Source organism: Salinicoccus sp. HZC-1 (assembly GCF_046736035.1).
In the GTDB taxonomy this organism is placed as follows: Bacteria; Bacillota; Bacilli; order Staphylococcales; family Salinicoccaceae; genus Salinicoccus.
The window spans coordinates 1,313,129-1,329,428 of the sequence record NZ_CP177130.1; the positions used below are offsets into that span (position 1 = coordinate 1,313,129).

Here is a 16,300-nt window from a genome sequence, read left to right on the forward strand (position 1 = left end):
GAGGAACATTAAATGCTCGATCAAAGACTTAAAAAAGTGGCAACCTATATAGCTGGCAATACCCTTGTGGATATCGGTTCGGATCATGCATATTTACCTATTTATGCGGTTAAAAATAATATTGCCGCGCGGGCAATATGCGGTGAAGTTGTAAAAGGCCCTTATGATTCTACAGTTGAAAATATTAAATCCCATGCTCTATCCGATAAAATAGAAGCGAGATTCGGATCTGGTCTTGAGGTGGTTTCGCATGAAGATGAAATAGACACGATCACAATATGCGGCATGGGGGGACCTTTAATCTCAGATATTTTAAACAGCGGTTTTGAGAACGTGAATGGTAAGCCGAGATTGGTGCTCCAGCCCAACACTCATTCATATCCCATACGAAAAACCCTCGTAAATTTGGGTTATTCAATTACAGACGAAACTGTAATCAGGAACGGCCGGCATTTTTATGAAATCATTGTTGCCGAAGAGGGAGACGCTTTTTATGATGAAAAAGCGTTAATGTTCGGCCCCGTACTCCTGGAGAAAAGGGAATCTGCGTTTATAGAAAAACTGGATAGGGAACTTGAACATCAAAAGCGTATACTTGCGAATTTGGAAATCAATTCAGCTAACCAGGAAAAAATTCAGGAAGTCCGTGAGAAGGTAAACTTGTTGGAAGAGGTGTTATAGTGTGGATGTTAAAGAATTAATTGGCATTTTAGACAGGATTGCACCATTTAAAGATAGTGAGGATTGGGACAACACCGGTCTTCTGGTTGGGGATTTAAACCATGAAGTTACCGGCGTACTGACAACCCTTGACTGCGGGCTTGAGACAGTTGATGAAGCGTTGGATAATGATATTAATGTCATCGTTGCCCATCACCCGATCATCTTCCCGAATGTGTCAAAAGTGACAGAAAGCGGCGTCGGTTCCATTATCCGCAAATTAATTAAATATGATATCAATCTGATCGCGATGCACACAAATCTGGATCATCAGCCAAAAGGCGTCAGCCATATGATTGCAGAACAACTTGGTTTTAAAGACACAGAAATATTGATCAAGCATCAGACGTTCTATAAGAAATTAAGGATAAATATCCCCGCTGAAGATCGTGAGCAGCTAAAACAAGATTTATCCAAAGCAGGTGTCGGCGAGCAGGGTGATTACTCGGAATGCTTCTTCGAATATCCAGTCAAAGGGCAGTTCAGACCCGGAGATGAGTCGGATCCTCATATCGGCTCAAGAGGCGCACTTGAACATGTTGACGAGTATATTGTAGAAGCAATATTTGAGGCCGCCCACGAACAGGAAACAGTTGATGCACTGATTGCTTCCCATCCATACGAGGAGCCCGCATACGACATCCTGTCAATAAATAAGCCGAGTGATAAAGGTCTGGGCGTTCTATTTGAATATGATGGATCCTTGGATACTCTTGTTTCATTAATTGAGGAGAAATCCGGATTGCCTGTCGTCAATGTAGTAAAAGGTTCTGATAAAGGGATTAATAAAGTCGCAGTCATCGGCGGCTCGGGCATGGGCCATATCAACCAGGCATTTGCTGCCGGGGCGGATGTTCTGCTCACAGGTGATGTGAAATACCATGAAGCTTACGATGCAAAGCTTGCCGGCAGAAATATTATAGATACCGGTCATTATATGGAAATTGTAATGGCGGAAGGATTAAAGAACTTAATAGAAAATGAAATAGATGTTAAAATACGAGCGACAAAAATTTCTACAAATCCTTTTGCATAAAAATAAACAAGCCCGTCAAAGAGGGAATGCCCCCCTTTGACGGGCTTGTTTCAATTAATCCATTAATCCATAATTTTAACCGGTTTCGGATTCCTGATTTTTGGCAGGATTTTATCTTTAGGCACCGATGATTTTGGTGTTTCTGCATTCTCTTTATCATATTTCTTAATATATTCGGTGACTTCCCTGACTATTGGTGTCGGCGTTGATGCACCGGCTGTAATAGCTACAGAATCAATTCCTTCCAGCCATTCAGTCTTAAGCTCATCCAAAGAACTGATGCGGTACGCATTCGTATGAGCAATTTCTTTTGATACTTGGGCGAGACGGTTGGAGTTATTACTTTTAGGGTCACCGACAACGATCAACAGTTCTGCTTCCTGTGCCTGTTCAGCAACCGCTTCCTGACGAACCTGTGTTGCCAGGCAAATCTCTTTGTGCACTTCTATATGGGGGAACTGTTTTTTTAGCTGGTCCATTAAATGACCGACATCCCACTGACTCATCGTAGTCTGGTTCGTCACAATAAGCTTTTTGTCTGCAATTTCTGGAGGAAGTGCTTTAACTTCCTCAATCGTTTCAACTAAATGAACACGTTCCGGATTAACACCAACCGCACCTTCCGGTTCAGGGTGTCCTTTTTTACCGATATAGATGACATCATAGTCATCTTCAGTCTTCTCACGTATTAATTCATGTGTGATTTCTACATCGGGACAAGTTGCATCAATGCAGGTAAGCCCTTTTTCCTTGGCTCTTTCCTTAACCTGGGGTGATACACCGTGTGCTGTGAAAACGACAGTGCCTTCGTTAATGTTTTCCAGAATTTCCAATCGGTTGGGTCCATCCAATGTAATGATACCATCTTCTTCAAAAGCATCAGTCACATGTTTGTTATGAACAATCATACCAAGTATATATATCGGGCGGGGCAGTGATTTGTCCATAGAGGCATTGCGCGCAATCACCATAGCATCCACTACTCCGTAACAATAGCCACGGGGGGTAATTTTAATTATATCCATGAAAGAATTCCTCCTTATATTGTATTATAACCAATATGAGCTTGTTTTTAAATCATCTCGATGTATGATTAATTGAATTATAGCCTCACAGACATATTTCGGTTATAATTGAAGACGAGTTTATTTATAGAAAACAGGTGAAACAATGAGTAATGCATTTAAAAGATTTAATTTTGACGATAAAATGCTGGAAGCAATTGAGAAGATAAAGTTTACACATCCAACATTGATACAAGAACGCGTAATTCCCAAAATCTTAAAAGGGGAAAATGTTGTCGCGCAGTCTGAAACAGGTAGTGGTAAATCCCATGCTTTCCTGCTGCCGCTTATTTATAAAGTGGATGTGGAAAAAAATCATCCGCAGGCAGTGATTCTCGCGCCGACTAGAGAACTGGCCAAGCAGCTTCATAAAATGACACTGGATGTATTGGAATCCTATCCGGAAATCCGTGCGGCTGCCTTCATTGGCGGTACAGACGTGAATAAAGACGAACAGAAAGCAAATAGATCCCCCCATATTGTAATCGGTACGCCATCCAGGGTTAAAGGCCTGATGCAATCCGGTGCCCTCGACCTGCATCTTGCAGATAAAGTAGTCATCGATGAAGCCGATTTAATGATTGATCTTGGATTCCTTGAGCCGATCGATGAAATTGCCAGAGCATTAAGCGATGATGTCCGTCTGCTTGTGTTCTCGGCAACGATTCCCGAGGCACTCCGCATATTCCTGAAAAAATATATCGGTGAAGTCGAAACAATTATTATAGACACACCTAAGAACAAGCCGTCTATACATTATAACCTTGTTCCGGTCCGCGGGGAAGAAAAGCAGAAGAAAGTACTGGATATCGTTCAGCATATCACACCTTATATCGGTCTGATCTTTGCGAACTCCCGTGAAAGGGCAGATGAACTGTTTGATCATTTAAACAGTGCAGGCGTTAATGTCGGTTTATTCCATGGTGGATTAAAGCCGCGTGAACGGACTAAAGAAATCAAGAAGATCAGAGCCCTTCACTATGAATGGGTGGTCGCAAGTGACCTGGCAGCAAGAGGGCTCGATATTGACGGAGCGTCGCACGTCATCAACTATGACATCCCTAAAGAGATTGAATTCTTCACACACAGGGTGGGGCGTGTCGGAAGAGGCGAGTACGAAGGTAACGCAATCACACTCTATACTCCCGATGAAGAGCATCTTATTAATCTGATTGAAAATAAGGGCTATACCTTCAGTCATGAAGATTTTAAACGCGGTGAATTTGTTGAGATCAAATCCAGAACACAACGTGCATCAAGAAAGAAAAAAGAGTCGAGTCTCGAATCCAAACTTGCCCACAGAGTAAAGCGGCCGGGTAAAGTGAAACCTGGGTATAAGAAAAAGATGAAAAATGAAATGGATACCTTAAAGCAGAATGAACGCAAAAAGTACTCCATGAAAAATAAGAAAAAAAGATAGAAAAGGATGAATAAAATGCTTTTAGGTTCTCACGTATCTATGAGTGGCAAAAAAATGTTGGAAGCGGCAAGTATGTCTGCAGAGAGTTATGGTGCGAATACATTTATGATTTATACAGGAGCACCCCAGAATACCCGCAGAAAGAAGATAGAAGATCTTAATATAGAAGCGGGCAGACAGCATATGGAAGAGCACGGGATTTCAAATATTGTCGTCCATGCCCCATACATCATCAATATCGCCAACTCTGAGCGCGAAGGTGTTTTTGAACATGGTGTAGAATTTCTTCAGGAGGAAATTCTGCGTACGGAACATCTGGGAAGCAAGCAGATTGTATTGCACCCTGGAAGTCATGTCGGTACAGGCGCTGAACGTGGTATTCAATCCATCATTGAAGGCTTGAATGAAGTGCTGTCTTCCAAACAGGATGTTCAGATTGCACTTGAAACGATGGCGGGTAAAGGTTCGGAAGTAGGAAGAACTTTTGAAGAACTTGCCGAAATCTTCGATGGTGTAACCAACAACGACCGCCTGAGCGTATGTTTCGATACGTGTCACGTCCATGATGCAGGATACGATATTGTTAATGATTTTGATGGTGTAATCGAACAATTCGATAAAACAATCGGAATCGATCGTATCAAAGTACTTCATATTAATGATTCAAAAAATGAGCGCGGCGCACACAAAGACCGTCATGAAAACATCGGCTTTGGCCATATTGGTTTTGACGCATTAACCTATGTTGTAAACCACCCTGAATTTAAAGAGATTCCAAAAATATTGGAAACACCATTTGTCGGCCCGGACAAGAAAAACAGAAATGCACCATACAAACATGAAATTGAAATGATTCGCAATGGTCAATTCATTCCAGGACTAAAAGAGCAGATTAACCCGGATATCAAAGATTTGGTATAATATGATAATAAAAAGGCTGTATCCCATTTCCAACCGGGATACGGCCTTTTTATTTCGTAATCATTCCTATTTACAAATCGTAATGATTACTGTATTATAATGTAATGACTAAATCAAAGAGGAGTATTTGGCATGGAGCACCCGATATTTGAATTAAAGCATCTCTCCTATACTTATAAAGATAAAATGGAAACGACACCCGCTCTAAAAGATATTAATCTTAAAATAGACAAAGGGGATTTTATCGCACTCGTTGGGCCCAATGGTTCCGGTAAAACGACATTGATCAAACTCATTTTAGGTGTGATCAAACCTCAAAAAGGTGAAATATTCATTAATGGAAACAGTTTGAAGAATTTTAATGCCTGGCAGGAAGTAGGCTATGTATCACAAAAATCCAACAGTTTTTCAAAAGGATTTCCTGCAACAGTGCGTGAAGTCGTGCTGAGTGGTCTAACGAAAGAAAAAGGACTGCTTAAGAGATTCAACAGAAAAGACGGACAGAAATTGGAAGAGGTATTGGATCTATTGAACATCAGTGAGCTTAAAGATAAAAATATTTCTCTGCTGTCCGGCGGACAGACCCAGCGTGTATTTATTGCCAGGGCACTGATCAGCAACCCAAGTATACTGGTGCTTGATGAACCGACAGTCGGAATCGATGCAAAGCATGTCAAAGAATTCTACGATGTCCTGCTTAGGTTAAAGGAACGTTCAGTTACGATATTACTCGTAACACATGATATCGGTGTAGTAGTCGACCATGCGGATGAAGTGGCCTGCTTAAATGAGCACCTTCATTTCCATGGGACGAACCAGGAATTTAAAAATCTGGGGGAAGCGGAACTGTCCAAAATTTACGGATTCCCTTTACAGCTGGTAAGCCATGACCATGAAAGGGAGTGCTGCAATTGATCCAGGCATTGATAGAATATGACTTCATAAGACTCTCTTTCATCAGTGGTCTGATTGCCGGACTTATTGCACCTTTGATTGGAACATTTATCGTCATTAGAAGATTATCTCTGATTGCCGATGCACTCAGCCATGTAACATTGGGAGGAATCACTTTCGGCGTTTACCTCTCATCGTTGATTGGGACCACAGTGAATCCTCTTATTACGGGTGTTTTATTCTCAGTGGCAGGGGCACTTGGGATTGAAAGGTTAAGAACCGTCTATAAACATTACCAGGAGCTGGCGATACCAATCATCATGAGTCTAGGTATTGCACTCAGCGTATTATTCCTGTCACTTGCTGATGGATTTAACCAGGATTTATTCGGTTATCTTTTCGGAAGCATCAGTGCTGTGAGTCTTTCTGATTTAACCCTCATTGCAGTAATCGGGGTTATCGTCCTGGTATTTATATATCTGTTTTACAAAGAAATGTTATTAGTATCATTTGATGAAGAATACGCAAACGTGATGAATATCAGCAAATGGATTCATTTCATGTTCATCATCGTCGTCGCACTGGTTATCAGTGCTTCTATGAGAATTGTAGGGATTTTACTTGTCAGTGCATTGATGACGCTCCCGGTGGCATCAGCGATGAGAGTTACTTCCAGCTTTAAACAACTCATGATAGTCAGTGTTATTTTAGGTGAGGCGGCAGTCATCTCAGGGCTTTTCCTAAGCTTCTATTTAAATATCTCTCCAGGAGGAACCATCGTCCTCGTGTCTATATTAATATTACTAATTACAATTCTTCTCGATCGAATAGGAGTGAGTAAAAATGACAAACCAACTGAATCAGTACAAGGTTAGATTAAAAGAGAACAGCCTTAAAATTACAGATAAACGTATGAGAATGATCGATTTGTTTCTGGATGAAGACAGGTATTTAAGTGCAAGAGAAGTGCAGGAAAAGATGAATGAAGAATTTCCTGGTATCAGTTACGATACAATTTATCGTAATCTATATACATTGAATAATATTGAAGTGCTGGAAAAAACAACATTCGATGGTGAAATGCAGTACAAAATTTCCTGCACCACACATCATCACCATCATTTTATATGCAACAGCTGCGGTGATACAAAAGTGATCCATCACTGTCCTGTGGATGCATGGGAAAGTGAATTGAATGACGTCGAAATTACAAACCATAAAGTAGAACTTTACGGTCTTTGCGGCAGATGCAGAACGACAGCAGCAACTATGAACTAAAATCCGCTCTATGTTTAACTGATTAACAAACAGTGTGAGTGACGAAAAAGCCGTTCCGGATCTACTCAAATAGATTCGAAACGGCTTTTTGATTCAAAAATCTTATATATAGTTGTCTATGAAGTTAAATACAATAATCCGGCCCCGAAATTAGAATTTATGCTAACTTCGGGGCCGGATTAATTTAATGGATCGGATTGTCACCAACAGTTAGTGCTCGACCGACATTATTACGGTCAAAGACTTATTAACTATTCGCTGCTTCTTCTTTCGCTTTACGTTCTTTCTCATAATGTTCTTCAGCTAGAATATCGATTTCTTTTTTAAGTTCGTCGACCATCGTTTCCTCCGGTACTTTACGGACTGTTTTACCATGCATGAATAAAAGACCTTCGCCACGTGCGCCTGCGATTCCGATATCCGCTTCTCTTGCTTCACCCGGACCGTTTACAGCACAGCCGAGAACTGCAACTTTAAGGGGGGCTTTTATAGTGGAGATATACTCTTCCATTTCATTGGCAATGGAAATCAGATCGATTTCGATACGCCCGCATGTAGGGCAGGCGATAAGTGTTGCAGCATTACTTGCCAGGCCGTAACTTTTGAGTAATTCCTTCGCAACTTTCACTTCTTCAACAGGATCTGCTGAAAGTGATATTCTCATGGTGTTGCCTATACCTCTGGAAATGATTGCGCCGAGACCCGCCGCACTTTTTACAGTTCCTGCAAATAATGTACCACTTTCTGTAATGCCCAAGTGCAGTGGATAATCAAATGCAGCAGCGGCTTTTTCATAGGCTTCAATTGCAAGGTTAACATCAGATGCCTTCATTGAAACGATGATGTCATGAAAATCAAGATCTTCCAATATTTTAATATGATGCAATGCGCTCTCTACCATGCCATCTGCAGTAGGGTAGCCATATTTTTTTATGATATGTTTCTCAAGGCTGCCTGCGTTCACGCCAATACGGATAGGAATGCCTTTTGCCTTGCAGGCTTCTACTACAGCTTCCACCTTTTCACGTCGGCCGATGTTACCAGGATTGATACGAATTTTATCTGCGCCGCCTTCAACAGCAAGTAAAGCCAGCTTATAATCGAAATGGATATCTACAACGAGTGGAATATTGATGCGCTTTTTAATTTCCGGAATTGCAAGAGCATCTTCTTCTTTCGGACATGCTACCCGCACGATTTGACATCCTGCTTCTTCCAGTCGGTGAATCTCATTGACAGTCGCTTCAACATCATGAGTCTTCGTCGTTGTCATGCTCTGAATGATTATCTGATCGGCTCCGCCGATAGTAAGATCGCCGACTTTGACCGGTCTTGTTTTAGTACGGTGTGTTAATTGAGACATAACCAAACTCCTCATAATTAATGATTCTCTGAATCAAATGCTATTATACTAGATATTCTGTAAAAATGTAAATGTAGTGCATCAAGATTGCGTTTTCATGACCGGCAGCTTCTTAAAGTAGTAATAATAGAACGGCAATGACAGAAAATAAAGCCACCAAAAACTTATACCAGAAATTAGATTAATGAATATAATAGGAATCAGCATCAGCACCGTGATGAATGATGAAATTTTAAACCAGTTCATAAATCGTGATTTCCGTTTTGCCAGTACTGCTGCGAGATGACATAAATAGTTGCCGGCAGACATGAGTATCACTGCAAAAAACATGATTAACGCCAAATAGAGCGCACTATAGACCAGGACATAAAAATACAGGCTGGATGACTGCTGGTCTATAAATGTTTTTAACTCCTCATCATTGCTGACCTGTCCTATGTATGAATAATCCAGTCCGGAATCCTGTACATCCTTGATATAGATTCCATCTTTAAGGAAACCGAGGAACACATCGCTGCTGATTTCTTCTATATTATCCGTTTTCAGTTCCTCGGTGAATAAAACTGATCTGCCACTGATTGCTATCGTCTCCGTCTGTCCGACATATTCCCCATCTGTAATTTCAAAATCCGGCACCATGGATTCAATATCACCCAATCCGGATGCTGCCTGGACTGTTTGGAAGAGCGTTACGATATTCGGGAGTGAAACCAAGAGTGAGATGATGAATATATTAAGAAGCAGCTGCCTGAAGTTCACTGTTCTGAATAATGGATATTTCTTAAAAGTAATGATGCGTTTTAAAAAAGTGAAATATTTCATAATTATACTATGTCCTTTTTCTTCTATAATATAAACATAAATATCCTGAATGTTTTGAAATCATTCAAAGGTCTGAAATGAATACCTTAAAATCAATACATTTGTTATTTTAACACCGAATTGATATATTTAGTATGTAATCAATAATATTTGGAGGGGAATTTACTATGGCTTTTGAATTACCAGAACTACCGTATGCTTATGATGCGTTGGAACCACATTTCGATAAAGAAACTATGGAAATCCACCATTCCAAGCACCACAACACTTATGTAACAAAACTGAATGATGCTGTTCAGGGTACAGACCTTGAAAGTAAATCAATCGAAGAAATCATCAAGAATCTGGATTCAGTGCCAGAAGATAAGAAAACTGCTGTTAGAAACAACGGCGGCGGTCACTTGAACCATTCATTATTCTGGAAACTTCTTACTCCGGATGCTAAAGAAGTATCTGGTGAAGTTAAAGATGCAATTGAATCTAAATTCGGCTCTGTAGATGAATTCAAAGAAAAATTTGAAGCTGCAGGCGCTGCACGTTTCGGTTCAGGCTGGGCATGGCTGGTTGTTAACAACGGTGAACTTGAAATTGTTTCAACACCTAACCAGGACAACCCTGTATCTGAAGGTAAAACTCCAATCCTGGGCGTAGATGTCTGGGAACACGCTTATTACTTGAAATACCAGAACAAACGTCCGGAATACCTTAAAGCATTCTGGAATGTTGTTAACTGGGATAAAGTCAACGAACTTTATAGCAATGCAAAATAATTAATTATTTTTTTGGACAGGGTGGAATCCCTGTCCTTTTTTTGTTGTTTTATTGATGCATGTCAATGTTATAATCCAATATCTCTTTTAAAATGATGGTAAAGATAAATTGTTTTTGCTAAAGGGGAGATGGAGTATGAAAAAGGTGATGTTATTCCTGGTAACAGTGATCATGATTTCTGTTTCAGCCTGCCAGCCGGAAATGGAAATGACTACTTTACCCGAGCCGGTGCCGTATCAAAACCTGAGTCCGTCTTCACACGATTTAAGCATCTCTTTGGAAGAAACCGATTTTAGCGGTCCGCCTGAAATTTTAAATATAACTTTAAAAAATTCCGGTGACAAATTATATCATTACGGCATGTTCTATCAATTAGAATATAAAATTGACGGCATGTGGTATATCATTCCTTATAATGATAATATATTTGCCAAATATCCGGATTTCAGAAATACAGGCAGAATGATTAAGCCCCAGGCTACAGTTCTACAGACTTACACACCGGATGAACTTGATCTTCATCTCTCTGCCGGAGAATATAGACTTGTTAAGACATTTATATATGCCGATTCCAGCTATACTGTTACAATCGCAGCCCCTTTTCAAATATATTAAAATTTTCGAACCTCATTGTAATGCACTCATCCGTTTTGTAACCAGATTAACTAACCGGGTGTTGAAATATTACTAATGTATAGCCAATTAAACAGGTTTTGATTGTAATATTTTCAATCGGGATTTATGATAGAATAGCCTCATAAGATTGAGAAGTAAAAAGGAATGAGTTGTATTGAAAAGAGCCAAAATTAAAAGTCTTGAAGCTATAAATAAACAAATATTAAAATCGAGAATCAATATAATCATGCTGATTGTATTCTCACTCTGTCTTACACTCATTTTCAGACTCGGTTATTTGCAGATTGTTCAAGGTGATACATATCAGGAAGAAGTCGAGAATGCCCAGTATGTGGAGATCAACCAAAGCGTACCCCGGGGTGAAATTTACGACCGCAATGGCAATTTGCTTGTAGGAAATGAATCTCAGCGCGCTATTTATTTTACAAGGCACCGTAATATGAAATCCAGTGAGATAATGGATCTGGCAAGTGAGCTGAGCGGGTACATAGATATGGATACAGAATCACTCAGCCTCAGAGATAAACAGGACTATCTGATTAGGCAATACTCCGATGAAGTTGAATCTATCATGAGTAATGAAGTCACACTGTTGGAAGATGGCAATATTACACAGGATCAGTTTAATGAGGAGCTGTACAACAGAGTCGATGAGGAACAACTGAATGACATACTAACAGAAGAGGATTTAAACACACTTGCTATATATGTAGAGATGGTAAATGCAAAAGAATTAAATCCGGTAACCATTAAGAGTGGCGGAGTTACCGAGGAAGAATTCGCCAAAGTTAATGAATCACTCGAAGAGCTTGAGGGCATCACCACCGGAATGGACTGGCATAGGCATTATCCTCATGATGACACATTAAAAACCATGTTTGGTGAGGTTTCCTCCTCCGAGGAAGGGCTGCCAAGAGAATTACTTGAGTACTATACGGCCAGGGGTTACTCAAGAAACGACAGAGTAGGAAAAACCTACTTGGAATTCCAATACGAAAATGTGCTTCGGGGAGAGAAGGAACAGGTTAAATATTCTACAGACAAATCTGGTGAAATCATCAATCAGGAAGTAATAAGCCCTGGAGTGGCCGGAGATGATTTATACTTAACAATCGATATTGAGCTACAGCTCGAATTGGAAAAACTGGCCGAACACCATTTATCTTCATTAAGAAAGCTGGCAGAAGATGCGGCTGAACGCAGTGAACAAAATGGAGATATAGATTATACGATCATTCCGGAATATCTGGATACTGTAGTTTTGGTCGTTCAGGATCCGAACAATGGTGATTTGCTCGCTATGGTAGGTAAACAAATAAATGACGAAGGAGAAATTGTCGATTACCATTATGGTGCACTGACATCAACTTATGTTGTCGGGTCATCAATAAAAGGTGCAACAGTTACGACAGGATATCAAAATGATGTAATTGAAGCCGGTGAACATATTCTTGATGAACCGCTCAATTTCGCCGGCACTCCTGGCAAGAGTTCTTTCTTCAACAGAGAAGGCGGCGTCAATGTGGATGATCAGGAAGCTCTGATGGTTTCATCCAACGTCTATATGTATAAAATCGCCCTTAGAATGGCCGGGCTGAATTATTATGATGGGATGTCCCTGCCGAATGATATAGAAGGCGCCGGGCACAAATTAAGAAATGGGCTGAACCAATTTGGTTTAGGCGTATCTACTGGTATTGATCTGCCAAATGAAGCAACCGGACTCAGCCCCGAATTAAAATATAATCCAGGGAACTATTTAGACCTTGCGATTGGTCAATATGATACTTATTCGGCGCTTCAATTGTCACAGTATGTATCGACGATTGCCAATGATGGTCAGAGAGTTCAGCTCCATTTAGGCAAAGAAGTAAGAGGCAGTGATTCGAATGCTTCCGGGCCTGTACTGCAGTCGTTTAATGGCAAAGTATTAAACAATGTGGATTATACACAGGAACAGCTCACTCAGATTCAGTCAGGATTCTACGATGCATTCAACACCCATGATGAAGCGACGGACAGATATGGAACGGGCTGGGATGCCTATCATGAACTCGAACCTAAAGCGGCGGGTAAAACAGGAACTGCCCAGGCGTTCAGAGAAGGCGATGAAGTCCTTAATCAGACTTATGTAGGCTATGCACCTTATGATGATCCTGAGATGGCTTTTTCAGTGATTTTCCCGTATATGCCGAACACGATACCATTCTTCCCGGCTCAGTATCTGGGCAGGGATGTCATCAATAAATATTTTGAAGTGACGCACGGTGAAGAGGAAGTCCCTGAGTATGAATACAGGTTAAGTGAATTTTATCCTAAGCTGGTATATGGAAGCTATTAGAGGAAACCACCCATTTTTGGGTGGTTTTTTTGTGCCTTTACATAATCTTTACAAACCATTCATTTCAAATTTACATTCAACGTTTAAAGTATATATGTAAGCGAAAATCACATATATCTACTGGAGGAATTGAAGAATGAAAAAGAGTATGTTTCTTGCAGCACTGTTAATGAGTCTGATGCTTGTTCTCGCAGCTTGTGGCGAGGGTAACGCAGAAGATCCGACCGAAGCAGAAGGCAGTGAAAGTTCAGATGAAAGTGCTGAAAGTGGAGAATCAGGTTCTGAAGAAGGTTCAGGCGAATTAAGCGGGACTATTAACGGTGACGGTTCTTCTACTGTATTTCCTATCATGGAAATAATTAACGAAGAATTTAATGCGGAGTACGGTATGGCAGCTGAAATCGGTGTTTCCGGTACTGGAGCAGGTTTCGAAAGATTCACTGCAGGTGAAACAGATTTCCAGAACGCTTCCCGTGACATTAAAGAAGAAGAAGCTTCTGCTTTGGAAGAAGCGGGAATCGAATACACTGAATTTCTAGTTGGTACTGACGGTTTAACTGTAGCAGTCAGTCAGGAAAATGACTTCGTCGACAGCTTGACATTCGATGAGCTTTACTCTATTTACAGTGGTGAAGCGGAGACTTGGAGTGATGTACGTGAAGGCTTCCCGGATGAAGAAATCACGGCTTACGGTCCAGACCAATCTCACGGAACACATGATTTCTTCAAAGAAGAAGTCATGAACGATGAAGATGTTCAGGCTGAGCTTATCGCAGATACAAACCAAGTCGTTACTTCCGTAACTTCAGATCCGAGCTCAATTGGCTTCTTCGGATATAGTTTCTATTTAAACAACAAGGACACTTTGAAAGCTGTACCTATCCAAGGCCCTGATAGCGAAGAAGCTATTGAACCTACGGATGAGACAGTACAGAGTTACGAGTATCCTTTATCCCGTCCATTGTTTGTTTATGGTAAAAACGAATCCCTTGAAAACAATGAAGCATTCAGAACATTTATGGAATTTACACTTGAAAATGCTGCTACAGCAGCAGAAGAAGTCGGTTATGTAGCCCTTCCTGAGGAAGACTATCAGGAACAGATCGACCAGTTACCATAAAGTTACAACAAATTTAAATGGACGGGTATCCCGTCCATTTTTAAAGTATTTTAAGTGAGGTCTATTATGAGTGAATATAATATACGTGAAATGGTTCAAAATAATAAAAATAATAAAAGCACTAAATTTATAGAAAAAGCAGTTCCAATCATACTCTTCATCATTACATCTGTTTCTATTCTTACTACTCTAGGGATTTTATATACTTTACTTTCAGAAACATTTATCTTCTTTACCAGAGTATCCCCAATTGAATTTTTTACTGCTACTGAATGGAAGGCATTTAGTTCAGATCCTACTTTTGGGATTATTGCATTGATCATGGGGACACTTAAAATTGTAGTCATTGCCACAATTGTTGCGGTTCCCGTTGGATTAGGGGCAGCCATTTATCTGAGCGAATATGCAACTGACCGGATCCGAAGAGCAATTAAACCGGTTTTAGAAATTTTAGCCGGTATTCCTACAGTTGTTTACGGTACATTCGCAATTACTTTTGTAACACCGATGATCCGACAATGGTTTCCTGAAGTCAGTCTCTATAATGCAATTTCGCCAGGTATAGTTGTAGGGATAATGATTGTGCCCATGATTGCCAGTTTAAGTGAAGATGCACTAAGCTCTGTTCCCGCTGTTACAAGAGAAGGTTCTCTTGGACTTGGGGCGACCCGTCTGGAAACAGTTTTCAAGATTCTTTTGCCTGCTGCTGCATCCGGTATTATTGCATCATTCGTTTTGGGGATTTCACGGGCAATCGGCGAAACGATGATCGTTTCAATCGCAGCCGGCAGCACACCGGGTGCCGATTTTGATTTAGCTACATCATTGCAGACAATGACTGGCTTCATCGTCCAGGTCACTTCAGGTGATGCAGCATTTGGTACGGACCTGTACTACAGTTTGTACGCTGTAGGTATGACACTGTTCCTGTTCACATTGATCATGAACCTTGCAGCACAATGGATTACTAAAAGATTTCAGGAGGAATACTAAGTATGCAGCTTATAAATAAAGATGAAGTCGCCAAATCTTTAGGCGGCCGTCTATTGTTAAACAAAGCCATGAGATTCTTATTCCTTCTTTGTACTTTAGTAGGACTTGTTGTACTAGTCACTTTGATCGTGGATACAGTATTGGACGGCTGGGATCATTTAACATTGGACTTCCTGACTAGTTTCAGTTCCAGCCGCCCAGAGAATGCAGGTATTTACGGCGCAATTATCGGGTCACTCTGGCTGATGGCTGTAACAGCACCTGTAGCAATCATTCTTTCCGTTGGTACAGCATTGTATCTTGAAGAATATGCAGTGAAGAATAAAATAACAAATTTCATCAAAATAAATATCTCAAATCTTGCCGGTGTTCCATCAGTCGTTTTCGGTTTACTCGGTTTAACAATTTTCGTAAGACAATTAGCACTCGGCAACTCAGTTTTAGCAGCAGGATTGACGTTGGCCTTAATGATTATGCCGGTAATCGTAGTTGCTTCCCAGGAAGCTATACGGGCCGTTCCTAATTCCGTACGTGAAGCATCGACCGGTATGGGTGCGACGAAATGGCAGACTGTTTCTAGAATTATATTACCGGCGGCAATTCCCGGCATTATAACAGGTATTATATTAGCTTTATCCAGGGCAATCGGTGAAACGGCACCCTTGGTTGTAATTGGCGTTCCAGTATCACTGCTGGTTACGCCTGACAGCGTATTTGATTCTTTCCAGGCATTGCCAATGCAGATATACAACTGGGTTAAGATGCCTCAGGAAGAATTCCAGTATTTAACAGCAGCAGGAATCATCATTCTTCTACTCATCTTATTTTTAATGAACTCCGCAGCAATTTATATTCGCAACAAGTATTCTAAAAGGTTTTAATTGGAGGTTTTTAATATGGCAAATGTAAAAATGAAAGAGG

Annotated in this window: 16 protein-coding genes; 13 read left to right on the forward strand and 3 right to left on the reverse strand. The window is 40.6% G+C overall.

All coding sequences use genetic code 11. The features are described 5' to 3' along the window. Positions 1–12 precede the first annotated feature (12 nt). Positions 13–681 carry a tRNA (adenine(22)-N(1))-methyltransferase gene (locus ACKRAT_RS06575; protein ID WP_411844296.1) on the forward strand — a complete coding sequence of 223 codons (669 nt, stop codon included), beginning with the start codon at positions 13–15 and terminating at the stop codon, positions 679–681. Between the two features lies 1 nt (position 682). Continuing rightward, positions 683–1,756, forward strand: a complete 1,074-nt coding sequence (locus ACKRAT_RS06580) for a Nif3-like dinuclear metal center hexameric protein (protein WP_411844297.1) — start codon at positions 683–685, stop codon at positions 1,754–1,756. 62 nt (positions 1,757–1,818) lie between these two features. Here ACKRAT_RS06580 and ACKRAT_RS06585 read toward each other — a convergent pair whose 3' ends face one another. Then, entirely contained in the window at positions 1,819–2,781 is a 963-nt protein-coding gene (locus tag ACKRAT_RS06585) for a 4-hydroxy-3-methylbut-2-enyl diphosphate reductase (RefSeq protein WP_411844298.1), read from the reverse strand. Positions 2,782–2,926: 145 nt separating this feature from the next. On the opposite strand from ACKRAT_RS06585, the gene ACKRAT_RS06590 reads away from it, so the two are divergent. The 5 genes from ACKRAT_RS06590 (at position 2,927) to ACKRAT_RS06610 (ending at position 7,333) form a co-directional block, all read left to right on the forward strand. After that, entirely contained in the window at positions 2,927–4,240 is a 1,314-nt protein-coding gene (locus tag ACKRAT_RS06590; RefSeq protein WP_411844299.1) for a DEAD/DEAH box helicase, read from the forward strand. Positions 4,241–4,255: 15 nt separating this feature from the next. Beyond that, positions 4,256–5,161 (forward strand): deoxyribonuclease IV, encoded by a 906-nt coding sequence (locus ACKRAT_RS06595; RefSeq protein WP_411844300.1) that lies wholly within the window; start codon positions 4,256–4,258, stop codon positions 5,159–5,161. 132 nt (positions 5,162–5,293) lie between these two features. After that, positions 5,294–6,076, forward strand: coding sequence for a metal ABC transporter ATP-binding protein (locus tag ACKRAT_RS06600; protein WP_411844301.1), 783 nt, complete (start codon positions 5,294–5,296; stop codon positions 6,074–6,076). Next, entirely contained in the window at positions 6,073–6,930 is an 858-nt protein-coding gene (locus ACKRAT_RS06605) for a metal ABC transporter permease (protein WP_411844302.1), read from the forward strand. The genes ACKRAT_RS06600 and ACKRAT_RS06605 overlap by 4 nt, the downstream gene beginning before the upstream one ends. Further along, positions 6,899–7,333, forward strand: coding sequence for a Fur family transcriptional regulator (locus ACKRAT_RS06610; protein ID WP_411844303.1), 435 nt, complete (start codon positions 6,899–6,901; stop codon positions 7,331–7,333). The genes ACKRAT_RS06605 and ACKRAT_RS06610 overlap by 32 nt, the downstream gene beginning before the upstream one ends. 247 nt (positions 7,334–7,580) lie before the next feature. Here the strand turns inward: ACKRAT_RS06610 and ispG are convergent, their stop codons facing one another. After that, on the reverse strand, positions 7,581–8,696 hold the full coding sequence (gene ispG, locus ACKRAT_RS06615; protein ID WP_411844304.1) for a flavodoxin-dependent (E)-4-hydroxy-3-methylbut-2-enyl-diphosphate synthase: 1,116 nt from the start codon (positions 8,694–8,696) through the stop codon (positions 7,581–7,583). Between the two features lie 81 nt (positions 8,697–8,777). Further along, complete coding sequence (locus tag ACKRAT_RS06620; protein WP_411844305.1) at positions 8,778–9,518, reverse strand: DUF1189 family protein; 741 nt, start codon at positions 9,516–9,518, stop codon at positions 8,778–8,780. A 167-nt stretch (positions 9,519–9,685) separates the two neighbouring features. Between ACKRAT_RS06620 and ACKRAT_RS06625 the strand changes: the two genes are divergently transcribed. The 6 genes from ACKRAT_RS06625 (at position 9,686) to pstA (ending at position 16,260) form a co-directional block, all read left to right on the forward strand. After that, complete coding sequence (locus ACKRAT_RS06625; protein WP_411844306.1) at positions 9,686–10,288, forward strand: superoxide dismutase; 603 nt, start codon at positions 9,686–9,688, stop codon at positions 10,286–10,288. Between the two features lie 136 nt (positions 10,289–10,424). Next, a complete protein-coding gene (locus ACKRAT_RS06630; RefSeq protein WP_411844307.1) occupies positions 10,425–10,904 on the forward strand; it encodes an immunoglobulin-like domain-containing protein in 480 nt (159 codons plus the stop codon). 175 nt (positions 10,905–11,079) lie between these two features. After that, on the forward strand, positions 11,080–13,266 hold the full coding sequence (locus tag ACKRAT_RS06635) for a peptidoglycan D,D-transpeptidase FtsI family protein (protein ID WP_411844308.1): 2,187 nt from the start codon (positions 11,080–11,082) through the stop codon (positions 13,264–13,266). 136 nt (positions 13,267–13,402) lie between these two features. Further along, positions 13,403–14,386, forward strand: coding sequence for a phosphate ABC transporter substrate-binding protein PstS family protein (locus tag ACKRAT_RS06640; RefSeq protein ID WP_411844309.1), 984 nt, complete (start codon positions 13,403–13,405; stop codon positions 14,384–14,386). 63 nt (positions 14,387–14,449) lie between these two features. Next, entirely contained in the window at positions 14,450–15,379 is a 930-nt protein-coding gene (gene pstC / locus ACKRAT_RS06645; protein ID WP_411844428.1) for a phosphate ABC transporter permease subunit PstC, read from the forward strand. A 2-nt stretch (positions 15,380–15,381) separates the two neighbouring features. Continuing rightward, positions 15,382–16,260: a phosphate ABC transporter permease PstA gene (gene pstA / locus ACKRAT_RS06650; protein ID WP_411844310.1), complete on the forward strand. Its 879-nt coding sequence runs from the start codon at positions 15,382–15,384 to the stop codon at positions 16,258–16,260. Positions 16,261–16,300: the final 40 nt, after the last annotated feature.

What these genes read in the sequence shown, in the direction of transcription:
- ispG (WP_411844304.1), bottom strand. Translation starts at nt 8,696, where the DNA reads ATGTCTCAATTAACACACCGTACTAAAACAAGACCGGTCAAAGTCGGC.
- ACKRAT_RS06590 (WP_411844299.1), top strand. Translation starts at nt 2,927, where the DNA reads ATGAGTAATGCATTTAAAAGATTTAATTTTGACGATAAAATGCTGGAA.
- ACKRAT_RS06600 (WP_411844301.1), top strand. Translation starts at nt 5,294, where the DNA reads ATGGAGCACCCGATATTTGAATTAAAGCATCTCTCCTATACTTATAAA.
- ACKRAT_RS06630 (WP_411844307.1), top strand. Translation starts at nt 10,425, where the DNA reads ATGAAAAAGGTGATGTTATTCCTGGTAACAGTGATCATGATTTCTGTT.
- ACKRAT_RS06640 (WP_411844309.1), top strand. Translation starts at nt 13,403, where the DNA reads ATGAAAAAGAGTATGTTTCTTGCAGCACTGTTAATGAGTCTGATGCTT.
- ACKRAT_RS06585 (WP_411844298.1), bottom strand. Translation starts at nt 2,781, where the DNA reads ATGGATATAATTAAAATTACCCCCCGTGGCTATTGTTACGGAGTAGTG.
- pstA (WP_411844310.1), top strand. Translation starts at nt 15,382, where the DNA reads ATGCAGCTTATAAATAAAGATGAAGTCGCCAAATCTTTAGGCGGCCGT.
- ACKRAT_RS06575 (WP_411844296.1), top strand. Translation starts at nt 13, where the DNA reads ATGCTCGATCAAAGACTTAAAAAAGTGGCAACCTATATAGCTGGCAAT.
- ACKRAT_RS06620 (WP_411844305.1), bottom strand. Translation starts at nt 9,518, where the DNA reads ATGAAATATTTCACTTTTTTAAAACGCATCATTACTTTTAAGAAATAT.
- ACKRAT_RS06595 (WP_411844300.1), top strand. Translation starts at nt 4,256, where the DNA reads ATGCTTTTAGGTTCTCACGTATCTATGAGTGGCAAAAAAATGTTGGAA.
- ACKRAT_RS06610 (WP_411844303.1), top strand. Translation starts at nt 6,899, where the DNA reads ATGACAAACCAACTGAATCAGTACAAGGTTAGATTAAAAGAGAACAGC.
- ACKRAT_RS06625 (WP_411844306.1), top strand. Translation starts at nt 9,686, where the DNA reads ATGGCTTTTGAATTACCAGAACTACCGTATGCTTATGATGCGTTGGAA.